The sequence below is a fragment of the Enterococcus xiangfangensis genome (assembly GCF_005405365.1).
Lineage (GTDB): Bacteria > Bacillota > Bacilli > Lactobacillales > Enterococcaceae > Enterococcus_A > Enterococcus_A xiangfangensis.
This window is the reverse complement of record NZ_BJDX01000005.1, coordinates 65,787-86,102: the sequence shown is the minus strand read 5'-3', so window position 1 is coordinate 86,102 and position 20,316 is coordinate 65,787. Positions and strand designations below refer to the sequence as shown.

Genomic DNA, 20,316 nt, shown 5'->3' with positions numbered 1-20,316 from the left:
TTTATCCAGGTTATTTGAACACTCACGCGTGTTATTGTTGTATATTATTAAAAAACGCGACAGAAGGAGCCCCTGTCGCGTTTTTTTAAGGTTGTGGATGCAATACTCGATGTAAGAATTCTTTGGTTCGGGCTTCTTTCGGATGAACAAAGATGTCTTCTGAGCTACCTTCTTCGGCAATAACGCCTTTATCCATGAAGATTACCCGATCAGAAACCTCTTTGGCAAAAGCCATTTCGTGAGTGACGATCACCATCGTTAAGCCGCTTCCAGCTAACTTTTTCATGATTTGCAATACATCGCCGACCATTTCTGGATCAAGTGCAGAAGTTGGTTCGTCAAACAACATTACTTCCGGGTTCATCGATAAAGCACGTGCAATCGCGACCCGTTGTTTTTGTCCGCCGGAAAGTTGTGCAGGTTTGGCATCGATAAAACGATCCATACCAACTTTCTCCAAGTTTTCCAATGCGATTTTTTTGGCTTCGGCTTCTTTTCTGCCTAAGACAGTCATTTGCCCACTCGTACAGTTTTGCAAAACATTCATATTGTTGAAGAGATTGAATGATTGGAAAACCATTCCTAAATGCGTCCGGTATTTTGGCAAGTTATAACCGGGTGTTAAAACATTTTCTCCTTGGTACATGATTTTTCCGTCAGTCGGTGTTTCTAATAAGTTGATGCAACGCAGCAGCGTCGATTTACCAGAACCGGATGCACCGATGATGGTCACGACTTCTCCTTTGTTGACGTTCATGCTGATATCTTTTAAGACGAGATTATCGCCGAAACTTTTTTTCAGATGTTCAATTTCAATGATACTGCTCATAATGATCCTCCTTATACGATTCAATCAATCATTTCTGCTGAAACTTCAGCTGTTCACTAAATCCAAAGCAACATTTACCAATTAAAATGGATGAAAATTAGTTGTCTTCAACTGCTGCGTCAGTATCGTCTAAACGAACATAGGCAGAAGGACCATCCATTTTCTTCTCAACTGCCCGCAGGATACGAGAAGCTGTGAATGTTAAGACGAAGTAAATCACACAAATGATGAAATATGTTTGGAAGAACATGTAGTTTGTTCCCGCTGCTGATTTACCTTGGAAGAACAATTCGGAAACAGAGATGATACTCAATACGGAAGTATCTTTGATATTGATGATCAATTCATTCCCCGTTGCCGGCAAGATATTGCGCAATACTTGCGGTAAAACGACTTTGCGCATCGTTTGCCCGTGAGTCATACCAATTGCATGAGCGGCTTCAAATTGTCCTTGATCAACGGCGAAGATCCCACCGCGAACAATTTCAGACATATAGGCACCCGTATTAATAGAAACAATGAACAAAGCGGCTGCTATCCGATTCAAATCGATCCCAAAAGCCATCGCGATTCCGTAGTAGATCACAGCGGATTGAACGATCATCGGCGTTCCGCGGAAAATTTCGATATAAGCATTCAACAACCAGCCGAAAACTTTTTGCAGTCCGCGTTTTGCGCGGTTCGCTGATTCGGGAATTGTCCGAAAGACGCCGACTAATAATCCAATCAATGTTCCGACGGTCGTACCAACGATTGCCAGCAATAAAGTTACACCGGTTCCACGTAAGAACATCGAACCATTTTGTTTTAAGATACGAACAAAAACATTTTCTTTTTTACCAGTCGAACTTTCTGTTTCATCTGCTGCTGGTTGATCTTTGATTGCTTGGTCCATGATATCGACCCGATCATCTTGTGAGATTCCAGCTAAAATTTGGTTCACTTGCGCGATGTCCGTATCGCCTTTACGCATACCGACTGAAACTTGAACATCTTCTGGATTTGTTTGGAAGCCGTTTGCTTCATCGAATTCCACCATTTTTAGATCTGGGTTAACACTTTCAGCTGTCACACCTTCAGGACGTTCGCTGACATAACCATCGATCGTGCCAGATTCTAAAGCGACCCGCATCGCTGGAAAATTATCCATCGCACCTTGTTTTTTCACATCAGGGATCTGCGGAATTACATCATAATGAAACGTACTTAATTGTGCAGTAATTTTTGCACCAGCAAAATCTTTAATAGAAGTCGCTTTTGCATAAGTTGTATCTTTGCGTGTAACGATGACTAGTTGTGATTCATAATAAGGATCAGAAAAATCAACTTCTTTGCGACGCTCAGCAGTTGGCGACATCCCAGCGATGATGGCATCGATTTTGCCTGATTGCAAGGCAGGCAGCAGACCATCCCATTCGGTTTTAACAACGACTAGTTTGCGATCCATTTTCTCGGCGATCTTTTTCGCCATTTGAACATCATAGCCGCTGGCATATGCTTTGTCTCCTTGAATTTGTACAGCACCATTTCGATCATCTTTTTGCGTCCAGTTGAACGGTGCATAGCCAGCCTCCATTCCGACACGTAATTCTCCGTCAGGTGTTTTTTCGTCAGCCTGCGTGATCAGCGGTGCGCCTAAAAATGCGACAAACAATGCGACAAGTGCGACAACTGAAGCTTTTCTTTTATTCATAATTTTTCCCTTTCTTGAAATGACGAGATTGGGTAAGGGTGATTTTGAAAATCTGCAACAAAAAAAGCCGCCGATTTGAATATAAGGCCGCTTGCAGATAATAAGAAGATGGTATCCCCTCTCACAAAAACATAGCGCAACTTAGCATCACTGCTAAGACAGTCCGCAAGTTATTTGCTTGCGTCCCAACATACAGAACAAAGAGAATCCTGCATATTTCGGCGAAACTTCCTAGACCTATCTCAACGTGTCTCTACACTCCATAGGGTTAATAAGGTTCGCGACCTCTACCTCATTGTACTGAGGCATCTCGTATTCAGTTATTATGTTTCACAGTCTAAAGGCTAAAAATGAAAAAGTCAATGGAAACCATTTGAAATGAATAAAAAAATGTTTCATTTTTTTAATTAATATTAATTTATTTAATTAAAAAGACTAAAAAAGTCCGTTTTTCGAATTTTTTTGGCAAGATATAGCTGATAAATTTAATGGTTAATGATAGGGTTATGTATTGCAATACATCTATCCAAAATGGTTTTGGTACAATCAAATGAATTTTTGAAACGTAAATTGTACTGAAGAACAGTCGATAATAAAACGGTTACAACCTATACTTTAGTCAGGAGGTGAGGAGAAAGTGAATTACAAGATAAGCTATCTCCTATCCAACAATTTTAATCGTTACGTAACATTAAAAGAAGCGACACAACAAACCGGTTTATCTGCTAGAGAGATCGCGACTCAATTGGCAGAATTAAATTTGACTATGGAGTCAATTGTTGGTACCGAAGAACAACAAGTATTTATCACACCGATAACGACAGAACAATGGACTAAAAAGCTCGTGAATGCAACACAAGAGTATTTTGTATATTCTGAAGAACAACGGCAGGCATTAATTTACTTGCTAAGTTACTCTGCTTTTGAAGAATTATCACTTTTTCACTTTCAGGATTTTCTAGAGATCTCGAAGGGGACGGCAATTGCCGACGTTAAGAAACTTCGTAAACATTTAATTACACAAAAAATTGAGCTTGTTTATTCCAGAAAAGAAGGTTTTTTTCTAGCTGGAGATGAATTAGAAATTCGTCGTGTTGCACAAAATTATGTTGCACGCCTAGTACAAGATACTGTTGGTAAATTTGGTTTATTTTACTGGTTGAATCAATTTGATCTGACGCTTTATGCCAAAATACGTGATGTGATTCAAAAACAGACAAGTGAGCTGGGACTGACTATTGTACCTAGCCGGATCGATGAAGTTAGTTTATTGATTGGGTTATCCTACAAACGGATCCAACAACAGTATTTGATTGATCTAGCTGATCTGAATCTTTTACAATCATTAACAGTTTATCAAGCTAGTAAGAATTTCTTTCAGATCTTTTTTAATGGAGGAAGCCCAGATGAAGTAGGATACATGACAATTGTACTGATGACCATCGTACAAGGTGAAATTCGTGATTTACAATTAGATTTTTTGCTGAGTTGCTCAGCTGAAATAATCCATCGTATGGAGAATTATTCGGCAATTCGATTTTCAAACTTCCGAGAATTGTTAATGAACTTATTTTATCATCTTGTTCCAGCATATTTTCGGATTCATTTTGGCTTTTATTTACCCAATGTTTTAATTCAAAATATTCAAATGGATTATCCAGAGATTTTTGATTTCACAAAAAAAGCTCTAGCTCCGCTAGAAAAAGTTATGAAACAAAAAATTCCAATCGAAGAAGTTGGTTTCTTTTCAATTTTATTTGGCGGAGAGATTACGAATCAACAAGCTGAGGCGGTTGAAAAAGAAATACGAGCATTGATTGTTTGTCCAAGTGGAATTAGTTCTTCATTAATTTTACAAACAGAATTAAAAAAAATGTTCTCAACTATTCATTTTCAGGAAGCGAGTTCGGTGAATCAATTGCAGAGTGTTTCGGAAGAAGAGTACGATGTAGTTTTCTCAACGATTCCTTTAGATAATAGTAAAAAACGTGTCTACCTTGTCAAACCATTGATGTCGCAATTAGAAAAAAATCAATTGATCAATCAAGTTCAGGAAGAGTTGCTTGTTCCCGGTTTTTCAATGCCCAGCGCTGAGGAAATCATCAAAGCGTTAAGTCCATATATTGACTTGAAAAAAGGTGTGACAGAGGAGAAGTTATACAAAGTACTGAATAAAAAAATGAATCGATTAATTGAACAAAAGGAGGACAATCGTCCAATGCTAACAGAACTTATTACTCCAGAAATGATTCAAATCAGCGATGAAGTTGCTGATTGGGAAACGGCGATTCGTTTAGCGGCACAGCCTTTGGTAGACAGCCAAAAAATTGAGAACCGCTATTCAGATGCTATGATCGAAAAAGTTAAACAATATGGACCATTTATTCATATTGGTAAAGGTATTGCTTTACCTCATGCACGACCAGAAGAAGGTGTCAAAGCATTAGGGATGTCACTATTGAAGGTGGAAAAACCGGTTTTATTGCTAGATGATGAAAAGCACGACATTCAATTATTTGTTTGTCTAGCGGCAATCGACAATGAAGCCCATTTACGAGCCTTATCGAGTTTAACTAAATTATTATCTAATCGAGAAAACTTAGATGATTTATTAGCAGCAACAACAAAAGAAGAAATTATGACTATTTTAGCTAGAGGAGAGAATGAATAATGAAATTTGCGGCAGTATGTGGATCAGGTTTAGGATCAAGCTTTATGGTAGAAATGAATATCAACAGTGTTTTGAAAGAATTAGGAGTAAGTGATGTGGAAGTTTCACATTATGACATGGGAAGCGCAACGCCCGACCTTGCAGATGTCTTTTTTGTCGGATCTGACTTAGCTGATAGCGCGCAACATTTGGGAGAGGTTATCGTCTTAGACAGTATCATCGATATGGATGAATTAAAAACAAAAGTTCAATCTGTTTGCGAAGAAAAAGACTTATTATAATCAATTAAACAGGAGGAATACAAATGAACGGGATTTTAGATATATTAATTGATATTGCAAGTACGCCAGCTCTATTAGTTGCGCTGATTGCAGTCTTGGGAAATGTTTTGCAGAAGAAAGACACTGCATCAATTGTTAAGGGAGGAATTAAAACTTTTGTTGGGTTCTTAGTTGTAACTGCTGGAGCTGGAGTTGTTGAAGGGTCATTAGCACCTTTTGGCGAAATGTTTCAAGCGGCGTTCAATATGCAAGGAGTTGTGCCTAACAATGAAGCAATTGTTGCATTGGCCTTGACGAAATATGGTACTTATACAGCACTTATTATGTTAGTAGGAATGGCTTTTAATATTTTGATTGCACGATTCACACGCTTTAAATACATCTATTTAACAGGTCATGCAACTCTATATATGTCTTGTATGATCGCGGTAATCTTGAGTGTAACAAAAATGGGAACGGTTCCGTTAGTCTTTTTCGGTGGTTTGGCATTGGGAATAGCTAATACGATTTTTCCAGCAATCGCCCAACCATTTACGAAACAAATTACTAAAAATAATACCGTTGCATTAGGGCATACCGGAAATTTTGGTTATGCACTCAGCGGTCTGATCGGGAAATATGTCGGTAACAAAGAAAAATCGACCGAAGATATCAACTTTCCAAAAGGATTGTCGTTCTTACGGGATTCAACAGTCAGCATCACTCTAACAATGGCGGTCGTTTATGTGATCGTAGCATTGTTTGCAGGAAATGACTTTGTTACGAAGAATTTAAGTGATGGTACAAATTATATTATTTATTCATTACAACAAGCAGGTTCATTTGCAGCTGGAGTATTTGTTATTTTGGCTGGAGTTCGTTTGATATTAGCGGAAATTGTCCCAGCATTTAAAGGTATTTCAGAAAGATTGGTTCCAAATTCTGTTCCAGCATTAGACTGTCCGATTGTTTTCCCTTACGCACCAAATGCTGTATTGATTGGTTTCTTGACAAGTTTTGTTGGCGGAATCTTTAGCTTGGTAATCATGGTTCTTACAGGCACGACCGTTATTATTCCAGGAGTTGTTCCTCATTTCTTCTGTGGTGCAACTGCGGGCGTATATGGTAACGCGACGGGTGGATTGCGTGGTGCTGTGATTGGATCTTTTGTTCACGGAGTTATTATCAGCTTCATGCCAATTCTTTTAATGCCAGTCATGGGTGACTTAGGTTTCCAAGGCTCAACTTTCTCAGATACTGATTACGGAGTTGTAGGAATCTTTTTAGGAAACTTGGCTAACGCCGGTGGACAAATCGCAGTTATTTCAGGCATCATTGCTGTGCTAGCGGTCCTAATTGGTTTAACTGTCTTCTTTAAAAATAAAAAAGTTGACGCTGTTTCAGAATAAGAGGAGAAGAGTAAATGAATAAAGAATTAACTGCAGAATTAGAAGACTTGGCGGCAAAAATTCGAATCAATAGTATCGAAGCGATTCGTAAAGTCGGATCAGGACATATTGGAGGTTCACTTTCCATTGCTGACTTATTAGCTGTGCTTTATGGGAAACAAATGACCTATGATCCTAAAAATCCGAAATGGGAAAAGCGGGATCGTTTGGTACTATCAAAAGGGCATGCAGGTCCAGCTTTGTATAGTGCATTATCAGCAGTCGGCTTCTTCCCAGAAGAGTGGCTATGGACTTTGAATGAAGGCGGAACAAACTTACCCTCACATCCTGATCGGATAAAAACTCCTGGGGTCGATGCTACCACAGGTTCATTAGGGCAAGGGACCTCGTTAGCAGCTGGAATCGCAACTGGTTTGAGGATGCAAGGCAGTGAAAATTATGTTTATTTAATTGTAGGTGATGGAGAATTGAATGAAGGCCAATGTTGGGAAGCCTTCCAGTATATCGCTCACTTCAAGTTAAATCACTGTATTGTAATCATTGATGAGAATAAAAAACAATTGGATGGAACAACAAAAGATATTCTAAATCCTTTTGATATAGCAGAAAAAATGCGTGCGTTCGGATTTGCTACCCAAAAAGTAAAAGGCGATGATCTAGGAGCAATTGATCAAGCAATCGAAGACTGTAAAAAAATTGAAGATCAAGCTGTTTGTATCGTTTTGGATACCATTAAAGGGCAAGGTGTAAAATTCTTTGAAGAAATGGATGCAAATCATTCAGTTAAATTTAACAGTGTAGCTGTGCAAGAAGCAACAGATAAAGCCCTAAAAGAATTAAGAAAGGGGCATATCTAATATGTTTACATTAGCAGATAATCATGAGGTTGGAAAAGAATTACGAGTAACGGTCGTTGATGCTTTAAAAGATTTGATATCAAGCAATGAAAAAATTGTTGCACTAGATGCAGATCTTGGCGGAGCAAGTAAATGGACAGATATTGTCAAAAGCTCACCTGATCATTTTATTAATGTAGGGATTGCAGAAGCCAATATGGTTGGAGTAGCAGCAGGACTAAGCTTGACGGGCTATACACCATTTATCCATACTTTTGGTCCCTTCGCGACACGACGAGTATTAGATCAACTGTATCTTTCTGGTGCTTATGCAAAGAATACCATTAATATTTACGGTTCTGATCCAGGTTTCACGGCAGGTCATAATGGTGGTACACATACAACGTGGGAAGACATCGCATTATTACGATCGATTCCAAATGTCGTCATTTGTGATGCGGCTGATGAGGTACAAATGGATTGGATCATCAAAGAGTTTGCAAAACTAAATGGTGTCCATTACGTTCGAGGAAATCGAAAAGGTGTAAAAAATATTTATGCACCTGGAGCAACTTTTGAACTTGGTAAAGGGAATTTGTTACGTGAGGGACAAGATTATTTGATTGTTGCCGCGGGACAACTTGTATCTGAGGCATTAGAAGTCGCAGAAGCACTAGAAGAAAAAGGCATTTCAGCTGAGGTAATCGATATGTTTACCATCAAGCCGCTCGACAAAACATTATTGAACGAACGGTTTATTGGGAAAAAGGCTGTTATAACCATTGAAAATCATTCAATCACAGGCGGATTAGGTAGTGCCGTTGCTGAAGTTTTAGCAGATAACGGATTAGCGATACCATTGACACGCATTGGTGTTAATGAGCTTTTTGGTCAGGTTGGAACACCAAGTTTCTTACAAGAAGAGTTTGGTTTAACTACGAAAAAGATTTTAGAACAAATCACAGGTTTGTAAAAAGAAGTTTCCTCTGTCTTTTTTGACAGGGGTCTCTTTTTATTTTCTCTCTTTTTATACTATACTTATTTGTGAGGTGACAAAAATGGAAATTACGATCGAGCGAGCGGTAGAAATGATTCAGCAAAGTAAGGCCATTACATTTTTAACAGGAGCAGGTGTCTCAACGCCTTCAGGGGTGCCGGATTATCGTTCATTGCAAGGGGTGTATCATGGCTTGGAAGCGCCGGAGTATTTACTGAGCAAAGAGTGTTTGTTGCGGGAACCGGAGAAATTTTATGGTTTCGTGAAACATTTGTATCATGAAGAAGCGCGTCCAAATGTTATTCATCAAGCGATGGCACAGTTGGAAAAAACGAAAAAGACTTGGGTCGTTTCGCAAAATATTGATGGGTTGCATGAAGCGGCTGGGAGTCAGCGGCTGGTGAATTTTCACGGATCGCTTTATGATTGTTATTGTCAAAAATGTCATCAGGCGGTGGCTTGGCAAGACTATTTAAAGTCAGATCGGCACAAGGATTGTGGCGGACAGATTCGGCCGAATATTGTTTTGTACGGTGAGGGATTTGAAGAGTCAGTCATTGAGCAAGCGATAAGGGCAGTCAAAGAAGCGGAGTTGCTCGTAATTGTTGGAACGAGCTTCCAAGTTCATCCATTTTGTGATTTAATTTATGAAAAAAGTAGCGCGGCAAAAATTTTGGTGATCAACCAAACACCGATCCAATTGGCGGGCGACAACAATTTTGTCCAAGCAAATGGCGTAGCGGTTTTTGAAAAATTGTAAACTGGCGGCGATGTTGAAGACGCAGAATATTAGCTGAAAATACTAACTAGGAGGCAAGTAATGGAGCTGACTGAAAAAGAAAAAATGATTGCCGGCAAATTATATTTTGCAGGGGATCCTGAATTAATAGCTGATCGAAAAGATGCTCGTGTTAAATTACATGCGATCAATCATGAACAAGATAAGAAAAAACGGGAAACCTTTGTAAAGGCAGCGTTTGGCGGAACGAAAAAACATGTGTATGTGGAGCCTTCGATTTCGTTTGACTATGGCTACAATATTTTTGTAGGAGAAAACTTCTATTGTAACTTTCACAATATCTTTTTGGATTCTTGTCCAATCATAATCGGTGACAATTGTATGTTTGGTCCGAATGTTCAATTATATACGGCCAGCCATCCGATTGAACCGGTGAAGCGTAATAGTGGGTTGGAGCTAGGAAAACCGATCAAAATTGGCAATAACGTTTGGATCGGCGGCTCGGCAGTAATTGTTCCTGGCGTAACGCTAGGCGACAATGTAGTCGTAGCTGCGGGGGCCGTGGTGACTAAATCATTTCCAAACAATGTCGTGGTCGGCGGAAATCCTGCACAGATTATCAAAACAATCGAAGAAGAACCTGAAAAAGATGCCTTGGTCCAAGCGCGGGAAAAGATTGATCACATCGACCGTGAAATCGTAGCATTATTAGAAAAACGGATGTCGGCAGTCAGCGAAGTTGTTGCTTACAAAGCACAGACAAAAAAAGCAGTCTTAGACACTAGTCGTGAAGAGACAGTTTTGAAAAATGTAGCGGATTTGGTGCAAGATGAAAAGTATCGTGAGACGATCGTTGAGACCTTCAAAGATATTATGAAACAGTCGCGAAACTATCAAGGAGGGCGGTTGAAACAAGATGATTGATGGTGATCAGCGGAAAGCTGCTATTTTAGCTGCCTTGCAGCAGGCAACAAAACCGATCAGCGCAACAAGTTTTGCGAAAAAATTTGGCGTGAGCCGTCAGATCGTTGTCGGCGACGTGGCATTGTTGCGAGCGTCCGGCGCGACGATCATCGCCACTGCACGCGGGTATTTATTAGAACGTGAATCTGAAAAATTGATCAGCAAACTGGCCGTTCAGCATACGCCTGAACAGACAGAAGAAGAACTGCGAACGATCATCGAGCAAGGCGGCGAAGTCATTGATGTCGTAGTGGAGCATCCTTTGTACGGTGAATTAGTCGGCGGTCTGCATTTGGCGACAGTGCAAGACGTTGCCATGTTCATCAAAGAAGCGGACAGTTCAGGTGTGACACTGTTGTCAGAGCTGACAGCAGGAATCCATCTGCACACGATTGCTTATGAATCGTTGGAGGTTCTAACAAAAATCAAACAGGCACTTTCGGAAAAAGGTATTTTATATGAAGAAAACCGTCACGCGTAAACGTGACGGTTTTGTTTTGCTTGGATCCATTATTCGATGACTAAAACGCCGTCATTTAAATGTAATGGATTTTTCTCATCGATATGATCGTAAAACATGATGCCGTTGATATGATCGATCTCATGTTGTACAACGATTGCTTCATAATTTTTCAAACGGATCTTGTGTTTTTCCCCTTTGTCATCAAAATAAGAAACAGTGATCCGTGCCGCACGAACAACATAGCCTGGTACTTCACGATCAACAGATAAACATCCTTCGCCTTCACCTAAGCAAGCTTCTTGGACCGAATGGCTTAATATTTTTGGATTGTACATCACAGTACTAAGTCCATTTTCTGGTTTTTCTGGATCAATACTTGGAACGTGGACAGCAATGATCCGTTTTGAAATATTTAATTGGGGAGCTGCCAGTCCGACACCACCGCGCAAATGCAGTTCTTCTGCCTTTACGGGATCCTGACTATTTTTAAGAAATTGCAGCATTTCTTTTCCAAGCTCTACTTCTTCAGCAGTTGGAGGAAGCGGGACTTCTTTGGCAACTGCCCGCAAGGTTGGATGGCCTTCCCGAATAATATCATCCATTGTAATCAATAAAAAGTCTCCTCTCAGACATGATTTCATCATATTAGTTTAACACAAAAAGTAAGTAAGGTAAAAAAAATATTTTTGTCAGCAAGCGTCTTTAAAAAAATATAATGATTATAAAAAATCGGCTTAAATTAGTGTACAGCTTGATTTTTTGGAACAAATCAAGTAAAGTGTTAAAGTGTGTATAACGCACTACCTATCACTTGGTTAGGCGATTCACCAACGCTTTACTCAGTCATAGGAAGAAAAAAGGAAGAGGTGAAAACCATGGCATTATCAAAAGAACGTAAAAACGAAATCATCAATGAATTTGCTCGCCATGAAGGAGATACTGGTTCTCCAGAAGTACAAATCGCTGTATTAACGGAAGAAATCAATCAACTAAATGAGCATGCACGTGTCCACAAAAAAGACCACCATTCATACCGCGGTCTAATGAAAAAAGTTGGTCATCGTCGTAACTTGTTAGCTTACCTACGTAAGAATGAAGTACAACGTTACCGTGAATTAATCCAACGTCTAGGACTACGTCGTTAATTCGTACTACTATGAAAGTGAGGTTCCTAGGAATCTCACTTTTTTTGACAGTTTGGTTTTTTGCAGTAGTGAACATTTGTGTTCTAGCAATAGACTTTATGCATCCGAAGATCCGTTCATTTTTCTTATTTGTAGAAAAATAATTTGAAAATGAGTAGACTGCTGGATGATAGTGTAAAGCTCAACGTATTCGCTAATTGTTTCTAAATCAATCTAACACTGAGAGTGCTCAGAAAAATAAAAAACCTTTGATTGGCGTGTTGTCACTCTACTAACCAAATGCAAGAAGCGAAATTTTCGCTGTTTCCATTTGTTTAGTAGCGTCGCACTGGTCAAAGGGAAGAGGAGAAATTATGTCAGAAAAACAAGTTTTTAAAACCACTTGGGGCGGACGCCCTCTGCAAGTTGAAATCGGTCAACTTGCCAAACAAGCCAATGGCGCAGTATTAGTTCGTTATGGCGACACAGTTGTATTAAGTGCGGCAGTCGCTTCAAAAGAAGCTAAAGATACCGACTTTTTCCCATTGACGATCAACTATGAAGAAAAAATGTATGCAGTAGGGAAAATCCCTGGCGGTTTCATCAAACGTGAAGGTCGTCCAAGTACCGAAGCAACATTGACAGCCCGTTTGATCGACCGTCCGATCCGTCCAATGTTTGCGGATGGCTTCCGGAATGAAGTACAAGTAACAAATGTTGTTATGAGTGTAGAACAAGATTGTTCCCCTTCAATGGCAGCGATGTTTGGTTCTTCATTAGCATTATCGATCTCAGACATCCCATTTAACGGTCCAATCGCAGGTGTCGATGTTGGTCGTGTAAATGGCGAATATGTATTGAATCCTACAGTAGAACAACATGCAGAATCAGATATTGATTTAACTGTTGCCGGAACAAAACAAGCAATCAACATGGTTGAATCCGGTGCAAAAGAAGTTTCTGAAGAAGACATGTTAGGCGCATTGTTATTCGGTTTTGACGCTATCAAAGAATTAGTTGCTTTCCAAGAAGAAATCGTTGCCGCTGTCGGCAAAGAAAAAATGGAAGTTGCTTTATTGCAAGTCGATCCTGAATTGAAAAAAGAAATCTTTGCCAGCTATTATCAAACAATGAAAACAGCTGTTATGACGATGGACAAATTGGCACGTGAAGACGAGATCGAAAAAGTAAAAGAAACGGTCAAAGAAGTCTATGCAGAAAAATTTGCAGCAGTCGAAACTGAAGATATCGTTCAAATCACAAAAGAAGTGAAACAAATCGCTGAGGATCTTGAAAAAGATGTTGTTCGCGAATTGATCACGATCGACAAAATCCGTCCAGATGGTCGTAAGTTGGATGAAATTCGTCCGTTGGCTGCTGAAACTGGTTTATTGCCGCGTGTTCATGGTTCAGGGCTGTTCACTCGTGGCCAAACGCAAGCATTGTCTGCTTGTACATTGGCGCCGCTTGGCGAACATCAAATCATTGACGGTTTAGGTTCCGTTGAAAGCAAACGATTCATCCATCACTATAACTTCCCACAATTTTCTGTTGGTTCAACAGGACGTGCCGGATCTCCTGGTCGTCGTGAAATTGGACATGGAGCATTGGGCGAACGTGCGTTAGCACAAATTATTCCAAGTGAAGAGGATTTCCCTTATACAATCCGTTTAGTAGCGGAAGTATTGGAATCAAACGGCTCTTCCTCACAAGCAAGTATCTGTGCCGGAACATTGGCTTTGATGGATGCGGGTGTACCAATCAAAGCACCAGTTGCTGGGATTGCGATGGGACTTGTTTCTGATGGCGAAAATTACACAATCTTGACAGATATCCAAGGGTTGGAAGATCACCTAGGCGATATGGACTTTAAAGTTGCCGGAACGAAAGCAGGGATCACTGCATTACAAATGGATATCAAAATCCAAGGAATCACTGAACAAATCTTGACAGAAGCATTGACGCAAGCGAAAAAAGCTCGGATGGAAATTCTTGAAGTGTTGACGGATACGTTAGCTGCTCCACGTGAAGAATTAAGCCAATATGCACCGAAAATTGAAATGATCCAAATCGACCCAGATAAGATCAAGACAGTTATCGGTAAAGGCGGCGACACAATCAACGGTATCATTGATGAAACCGGCGTGAAGATTGACATCGATCAAGATGGAAATGTCAGCATCGCTTCTTCTGATGCAGATATGATCAAAAAAGCCATCAAGATCATTGAAGAATTAACGAAAGAAGTCAAAGTCGGTGAAGTTTACTTAGGTAAAGTCGTTCGGATTGAAAAATTTGGTGCGTTTGTAAACTTGATTAAAGGCAAAGACGCATTGGTCCACATCTCACAACTGGCTAATGAACGTGTAAACAAAGTAGAAGATGTTGTGAAATTAGGCGACGAAGTATTAGTCAAAGTAACAGAAATCGATCGTCAAGGTCGTGTGAATGCTTCGCGCAAAGCGTTATTGAAAGACGAAGAAAGCAAAAAAGAAGAAAAATAGTCTATATTCTGAGGATATTCGTTGACAATTCTCTCTGCAGACTGGATAATACGAGATAAGTTTTAGGGGAGTAGCAACATAGAATCGCTTCTATGCTTTTAGATCAACATCTAGCGTTTAGCGCTGGTCTAAGAGATAATTTGCAAGACCTAAACAATAGTGAAAGCTGTTGTTTAGGTCTTTTTTTAGTTCAATTGTTCTGATCAAGCAGTTGCTGCAATAAATATAAAACTTAACGAGTATCAAAAATGAAAGAGAAATTCAGTAGTTAACTGTAATAGGAGTGTGCAAAATGGAAAAAAAGAAAGATCATGCCAAAAAGCTTTCAGCAGCTGGGTTATTGATCACATTAGGTGTCGTTTACGGAGACATCGGAACGAGTCCGCTGTATGTAATGAAAGCTATTTTAGAAGAAAATGGCGGGCTGAGTACAGTTACGCAAGATTTTGTACTGGGAGCCGTTTCGTTAGTTTTTTGGACGGTGATGCTTTTAACGACAGTCAAATATGTATTGATTGCTTTAAGGGCGGACAATCACGGTGAAGGCGGAATTTTCTCTTTATATACTTTGGTGCGTAAAGGCGGGAAATATTTGATCGTGCCAGCGATGATCGGCGGTGCGGCCTTGTTAGCTGACGGTGTATTGACGCCAGCGGTAACCGTGACGACTGCGATCGAAGGTCTGCGGGGGATACCAAGTTTTTATCAAGAGTTTGGCAATAATCAAAATATTATTGTGATCATTACATTAGTGATCTTGCTCTTTTTATTTTTGATTCAACGTTTTGGAACTGATTTTGTCGGCAAAGCTTTTGGACCAATCATGTTTTTGTGGTTCACGTTTTTAGGATTGATGGGACTTTTGAATATCCCTTATGATTTTGGTGTGATTCGAGCATTGAATCCTTATTACGCGATCCACTTGCTGTTTGATCCTAATAATAAAATAGGGATCTTTATTTTAGGCAGTATCTTTTTGGCAACGACGGGTGCCGAAGCGTTGTATTCTGACATGGGCCATGTCGGCAAGAAGAATATTCATTTCAGCTGGCCGTACGTCTTGCTTTGCTTGATGCTGAATTATGCTGGGCAAGCGGCGTGGATCTTGCACGCAAAAGGCAATCCAGCGATTGAAGGAATCGAAAATTTAAATCCATTTTTCCAAATTTTACCGGAAGGTTGGATGATTTTTGGTGTTGTTTTTGCAACGATCGCGGCGATCATCGCTTCGCAAGCATTGATTTCCGGCTCATTCACGTTAGTCTCTGAAGCAATCAAATTAAAATTGTTGCCAAGAATGCGGATCATTTATCCCGGGAAAAGTATCGGACAGATGTACATTCCGGCGGTCAATATGATCTTATGGGCAGCCTGTTCATTGATCGTATTAACGTTCCGGACTTCTAGTCATATGGAGGCGGCTTATGGTCTATCGATCACCGTCACCATGTTGATGACGACCTTCTTGCTGTATCATTATTTGCTACAAAATGGGACACCAAAAATTTTAGCTAGTTTGATGCTGCTCTTTTTTGGTACATTAGAAGGTTTCTTCTTTATCTCAAGTGTCACGAAATTTTTCCATGGTGGTTTTGTAGCAGTAGCAATGGCTTTGCTGATCTTAGCTATCATGTATATTTGGCATCGCAGCAATCGCGTCCAAGAAGACGCCAGCCAAGATGTCAGTCTGAAAGAGTATCTGCCGCAACTACAAGAGCTGCACGAAGACGATACGATCCCTTATTACCAAACCAATGTCGTTTTCTTAGTTCCTCGTTTAGAAGGAGACATGATTCCGCAACAATTTGTTTATTCAATTTTAGATAAACGTTTGAAACGAGCAAAAGTTTATTGGTTCGTCAATGTCGAAGTGACTGATGAGCCTTATACCGAAGAATACAGTGTTGACATGATGGGAACTGATTTCATCGTGAAAGTAAAACTGTATTTAGGTTTCCGAATCGCGCAAGAAGTCAATGTCTATTTGCGTCAGATCATTCATGACTTGATGAAACAAGGCCGATTGCCAAAACAACCGCAGCACTATTCATTGACACCAGGCCGAGAAGTCGGAGATTTTCGTTTTGTAATGATCCAAGAAGAGTTGTCGAATATGACGAGAATTGATAAATGGGACCGTCAAGTTATGCAAGCTCGGCTTGCAATCAAACATCATGCGGTAACGCCAGAACGCTGGTTCGGAATTGAATACAGCGAAGTCACCTATGAGACAGTACCGTTAGTTGTCGGTGAGACAAGAAAGACTTGGTTGAAAGAACGAAACCAATAAAGTTGAAAATTACTTCTCACGGTTTATTTAAAGCTGCGATTACAGCAATAATTTTTGTTGTGATCGCAGCTTTTGTTATACTTAAAAAAAGGGTGGTGGAGAAAATGAGCTTGATTATTTACGGAACACAATATGGAACAAGCAAGAACTATGCAGAAAAATTAGCGGCGATCATGGGAGCTGCTGCCGTTGATTACCGCAAGCTGCCGCGAAACATCGACGAACCGGAAGTAGTTTTTGTCGGCGCGCTTTATGCTGGACGTATGACGGGACTGAAAAAAGTTTTGCAAGTATTGGAACCGGAGAAACATCGTTTGACCCTTGTGACAGTCGGAATGACCGATCCAGCCCATCCCACGTTGCTTACCGAGCTTCAACAACCGCTGCGTAAAAAAATCGCGGAAAAACAGTTGGAATTAAGAGGAATCTACCATCTTCAAGGTGCGGTAAATTATGAAACGTTGGCTTTGAAACACAAAATGCTCATTAAACCAATGCTGTTAGTTTTTAAAAAGAAAAAACCTGAAAAATTAGATGCTCAAGCTCAAATGATGTTGCAAGCTTTCGAGAAAACATCGCCAGCTGTCATTGATTTTGTGGCTTTTGCAGAAAAAATCCAAAATTAAAATGGAGGTGACAAGATTTTTGTCACCTCCATTTTTTTGGAATAATCGGTATTCTAGTATCTTTTAAAATAAGCTGAAAGGCCACGAAAATTGAGCAGCGATTTTGGGGAGGGTCTGTTTATTTCTTGAAGTTATTTCTTTTTGCCGTGACTTCTTTTAACGCCGTTGTTAAAAATTTCATCAAGAGTCCTATGCCTCGCTTTTGAGTTGCTGTGCCTGATCTAGCTGTTTCAAATGATGCATCGCTTTGAAATATGAAGCTAACAAGACGGCAGTCGAACCGATCCAAGCCAGTGGTGAAGCAAAGGCGGCTCCGATAAAACCAAAGGCATTCGTCAAGATGATCGCAGCAAAGGAACGCATGACCAGTTCCATAATCCCAGCGATCGTGGGAATCGTTGCTTGGCCTAAACCTTGCAAGGTATAACGCAAAATAAATAAAATAGCTAAGATCCAGTACAAGGAACCATTGATGTTGAAATAGACTTGTGCCAGTTCAAAGACCTGCGTTTCGCTGCGGTTGACAAAAAGAGCGACAAAATAATGACCGCAAGTTATCACTAAAATCCCCGCAAAGATACTGAAGGCGCCGCTCATCACTAAACATTGTTTTACACCTTTCAAAATCCGACCGTATTCTTTCGCGCCTAAATTTTGGGCGGTGAAAGTCGCCATAGTGATACCAAAAGACATCATCGGTAAAATAGCAAATTGATCGATACGATTGGCAGTCGTCTGAGCCGCTACGACATCGGTTCCTAATGTATTCAGAGCCGCCTGTAAGATGACTGCGCCAATTGCAATGATCGAAGATTGAAATCCCATCGGCAGTGCCGCGTTCAAATGAACCCGAAAATCATTTTTTTCAAAAACAAAATTTTTGCGACTGATTTGCAGTAAAGGGATCTTTCGTTGAATGAACCAAAGACACATCAAACTAGCTAAAATTTGCGCGATCACAGTAGCGTAACCGGCACCCGCGACGCCCATATGAAAACGAGTAATAAAAATCAGATCCAAGACCACGTTGACTACTACCGCAAATGCTAAGAAGAACAGCGGTGTTCGGCTGTCACCCAAGGCTCTGACCATATTTGATAAGAGATTGAAGCTCATTGCGGCAAAAATCCCGCCAAGGATCACTGAAATAAATTCCTGTGCTTGATCTAAAAGCTCAGGCGGAGTTTGCATCAAGAGCAATAAAGGGCGTAAGAAGACGAGACTTACTGTCGTTAAAACAATCGTTACGCCAAGACTGATGATAATGGAGGTCGCAAAACTTTTTCGGACACCTTGGGCATCTTTCGCCCCGAAGCGCTGTGCCGTTATGATTGACAAACCAGCAGTCAAACCTTGCGCAAACCCAATGATCAAAAAACTTACACTGCTGGTAGCGCCTACAGCTGCCAGCGCTTCCTTGCCTAATGTTTGACCAACGACGACCATATCGACCATACTGTAAAACTGTTGAAAAACATTTCCTACAAACAACGGCAAGGCAAACAAAATAATTAGTTTTGCTGGATTCCCGTGCGTCAATTCTTTCATTTTTTTCCCGCTCTCTAATAATTTTTTCTGCTTGATCGTACCACAAAAATTATCGGAAACAAATCTTTTGCCAAAAAAAAGACAACCTCTAAGGCTGTCTGATAAATTAACGTTGACGAATCTCGTTTGGTAACAAGATCGTTTGACGGCTGCCGTCGTCATAAGCATAGACTTCTTGTGGGAAATCGTAAGAATAGCCAAATGGCAAATCGATCCCCATTTCAACCTCACTGCCTTCTTGTGAAAAGTGCATCGTGACACGGCCGTCGTTGTTGACCAGATCAAAACTTAAGATATTGTCTAAGGGAATCAATCCCTTTAAGTCTAAGTCAATGATATACCAGATACTATCAATCAGCTCGCCTGGCAAGCTGGATACCACACCGACAGAGGCATAACGGCTTTTTTTCGAATCAAATGTTTCAAACATAGATGTTTCCTCCTTTAGTTGGAATCACTTACTTAAAGTACAAATAAACTTTGTAGTGTTTAATTGTAATTCTTTTTGACTAAAAAAACCACTCATTACGCTCAATATCTAAAAAATAATTTTTGAAGAGGGGGATTGACGAGTTGAATTGTCTGTACAAAAAAAGAGGTTGTGACAAGACTCTTGTCACAACCTCTGGTCAATAGTTTATTCTTTAGTTTCGCCGATCACTTCTGGTTCAGCGCCTTCAGTTGCTGTTTCTTCAGGAAGTTCTTGTGCTTCTTGGATCGCAACGATTTGTTCTTCTGCATCTGTAATGATCGTGTAGTCAGCGTTCTTAGGTAGATCGCTGATTGCGATTGTTTGACCGATTTCTAATTTAGAGATATCGACATCAATACCTTCAGGCAGTTTTTCTGGAGTTGCAGAAACAGTGACTGTGTAAAGTGTTTGAGTCAACACACCGCCAGCTTTTACGCCAGCTGCTTCACCAACTAGGTTGATTTCTGTTTCAGCTTCCGTTTGTTCTGTTAAGTTAACGGATAGTAACTCAATGTGGGTCAAGTGACGAGTGAAGGTATCTAATTGTGCATCACGTAATAACGTATTTACCTTTTTTCCACCAATTTCAATGGCAAAAACTGTGTTTGCGCCATTTTCACGTAATAATTTTGAAAATTCACGTTCGTCGATTGAGATAGTTGTGCTTTCCACTTGGTAGCCGTTAACGACTGCGGGAACTCTGCCTTCGTGACGAAGTTTATTACGAATGGAACGGGGACGAGTTGCTCTTTCTTCTACTTTTAATGATACTGCCATAACCAAATTCCTCCTTAAAATGTGACTGTCTGCGGTTGTCAGACAGATTTTATTTAAGTGACGGGTTATTCTCAGCACAATGGCTTTGCGAAAAAACGCAAAAAGACAGTTGTCT

At 40.2% G+C, this 20,316-nt stretch carries 18 protein-coding genes and 1 riboswitch; of the genes, 12 read left to right on the top strand and 6 right to left on the bottom strand.

What is annotated here, in order from left to right; genetic code table 11:
- Window positions 1–85: 85 nt before the first annotated feature.
- A complete protein-coding gene (locus FFM68_RS07510) occupies window positions 86–829 on the bottom strand; it encodes an amino acid ABC transporter ATP-binding protein (RefSeq protein ID WP_137618766.1) in 744 nt (247 codons plus the stop codon).
- Window positions 830–926: 97 nt separating this feature from the next.
- Window positions 927–2,522: an ABC transporter permease subunit gene (locus FFM68_RS07505; protein ID WP_137618765.1), complete on the bottom strand. Its 1,596-nt coding sequence runs from the start codon at window positions 2,520–2,522 to the stop codon at window positions 927–929.
- Between the two features lie 124 nt (window positions 2,523–2,646).
- A riboswitch (Lysine riboswitch) is annotated at window positions 2,647–2,820 on the bottom strand.
- Window positions 2,821–3,159: 339 nt separating this feature from the next.
- On the opposite strand from FFM68_RS07505, the gene FFM68_RS07500 reads away from it, so the two are divergent.
- From FFM68_RS07500 to FFM68_RS07465, 8 genes are all read left to right on the top strand, one after another.
- On the top strand, window positions 3,160–5,193 hold the full coding sequence (locus tag FFM68_RS07500; RefSeq protein ID WP_137618764.1) for a BglG family transcription antiterminator: 2,034 nt from the start codon (window positions 3,160–3,162) through the stop codon (window positions 5,191–5,193).
- The gene (locus FFM68_RS07495; protein ID WP_137618763.1) at window positions 5,193–5,474 is read left to right on the top strand and encodes a PTS sugar transporter subunit IIB; all 282 of its coding nucleotides are present in this window, start codon (window positions 5,193–5,195) and stop codon (window positions 5,472–5,474) included. The genes FFM68_RS07500 and FFM68_RS07495 overlap by 1 nt, the downstream gene beginning before the upstream one ends.
- Window positions 5,475–5,497: 23 nt before the next feature.
- On the top strand, window positions 5,498–6,862 hold the full coding sequence (ulaA, locus tag FFM68_RS07490; RefSeq protein ID WP_137618762.1) for a PTS ascorbate transporter subunit IIC: 1,365 nt from the start codon (window positions 5,498–5,500) through the stop codon (window positions 6,860–6,862).
- A 14-nt stretch (window positions 6,863–6,876) separates the two neighbouring features.
- The gene (locus FFM68_RS07485) at window positions 6,877–7,719 is read left to right on the top strand and encodes a transketolase (protein WP_137618761.1); all 843 of its coding nucleotides are present in this window, start codon (window positions 6,877–6,879) and stop codon (window positions 7,717–7,719) included.
- A gap of 1 nt (window position 7,720) precedes the next feature.
- Window positions 7,721–8,671, top strand: a complete 951-nt coding sequence (locus FFM68_RS07480) for a transketolase family protein (protein ID WP_137618760.1) — start codon at window positions 7,721–7,723, stop codon at window positions 8,669–8,671.
- Window positions 8,672–8,756: 85 nt separating this feature from the next.
- Window positions 8,757–9,455 (top strand): NAD-dependent protein deacylase, encoded by a 699-nt coding sequence (locus FFM68_RS07475; protein ID WP_137618759.1) that lies wholly within the window; start codon window positions 8,757–8,759, stop codon window positions 9,453–9,455.
- A gap of 60 nt (window positions 9,456–9,515) precedes the next feature.
- Complete coding sequence (locus FFM68_RS07470) at window positions 9,516–10,358, top strand: chorismate mutase (protein ID WP_137618758.1); 843 nt, start codon at window positions 9,516–9,518, stop codon at window positions 10,356–10,358.
- Window positions 10,351–10,878 (top strand): transcription repressor NadR, encoded by a 528-nt coding sequence (locus FFM68_RS07465; RefSeq protein WP_137618757.1) that lies wholly within the window; start codon window positions 10,351–10,353, stop codon window positions 10,876–10,878. Before FFM68_RS07470 ends, FFM68_RS07465 begins: the two co-directional genes overlap by 8 nt.
- A 29-nt stretch (window positions 10,879–10,907) precedes the next feature.
- Here FFM68_RS07465 and def read toward each other — a convergent pair whose 3' ends face one another.
- Window positions 10,908–11,471, bottom strand: coding sequence for a peptide deformylase (def, locus tag FFM68_RS07460; protein ID WP_137618756.1), 564 nt, complete (start codon window positions 11,469–11,471; stop codon window positions 10,908–10,910).
- Between the two features lie 264 nt (window positions 11,472–11,735).
- Between def and rpsO the strand changes: the two genes are divergently transcribed.
- The 4 genes from rpsO to FFM68_RS07440 all read left to right on the top strand — a co-directional run bounded on the left by rpsO (window position 11,736) and on the right by FFM68_RS07440 (window position 17,404).
- Window positions 11,736–12,005, top strand: coding sequence for a 30S ribosomal protein S15 (rpsO, locus tag FFM68_RS07455; RefSeq protein WP_088934178.1), 270 nt, complete (start codon window positions 11,736–11,738; stop codon window positions 12,003–12,005).
- A gap of 353 nt (window positions 12,006–12,358) precedes the next feature.
- Window positions 12,359–14,488: a polyribonucleotide nucleotidyltransferase gene (pnp, locus tag FFM68_RS07450; RefSeq protein WP_137608922.1), complete on the top strand. Its 2,130-nt coding sequence runs from the start codon at window positions 12,359–12,361 to the stop codon at window positions 14,486–14,488.
- 292 nt (window positions 14,489–14,780) lie between these two features.
- On the top strand, window positions 14,781–16,778 hold the full coding sequence (locus FFM68_RS07445; protein WP_137618755.1) for a KUP/HAK/KT family potassium transporter: 1,998 nt from the start codon (window positions 14,781–14,783) through the stop codon (window positions 16,776–16,778).
- 104 nt (window positions 16,779–16,882) lie between these two features.
- Window positions 16,883–17,404: a flavodoxin domain-containing protein gene (locus FFM68_RS07440; RefSeq protein WP_137618754.1), complete on the top strand. Its 522-nt coding sequence runs from the start codon at window positions 16,883–16,885 to the stop codon at window positions 17,402–17,404.
- 189 nt (window positions 17,405–17,593) lie between these two features.
- Here FFM68_RS07440 and FFM68_RS07435 read toward each other — a convergent pair whose 3' ends face one another.
- The 3 genes from FFM68_RS07435 to FFM68_RS07425 form a co-directional block, all read right to left on the bottom strand.
- Window positions 17,594–18,952 carry an MATE family efflux transporter gene (locus tag FFM68_RS07435; protein WP_137618753.1) on the bottom strand — a complete coding sequence of 453 codons (1,359 nt, stop codon included), beginning with the start codon at window positions 18,950–18,952 and terminating at the stop codon, window positions 17,594–17,596.
- A 106-nt stretch (window positions 18,953–19,058) separates the two neighbouring features.
- Window positions 19,059–19,382, bottom strand: a complete 324-nt coding sequence (locus FFM68_RS07430; protein ID WP_137608919.1) for a DUF960 domain-containing protein — start codon at window positions 19,380–19,382, stop codon at window positions 19,059–19,061.
- Between the two features lie 207 nt (window positions 19,383–19,589).
- Window positions 19,590–20,201, bottom strand: coding sequence for a 50S ribosomal protein L25/general stress protein Ctc (locus FFM68_RS07425; protein ID WP_137618752.1), 612 nt, complete (start codon window positions 20,199–20,201; stop codon window positions 19,590–19,592).
- Window positions 20,202–20,316: the final 115 nt, after the last annotated feature.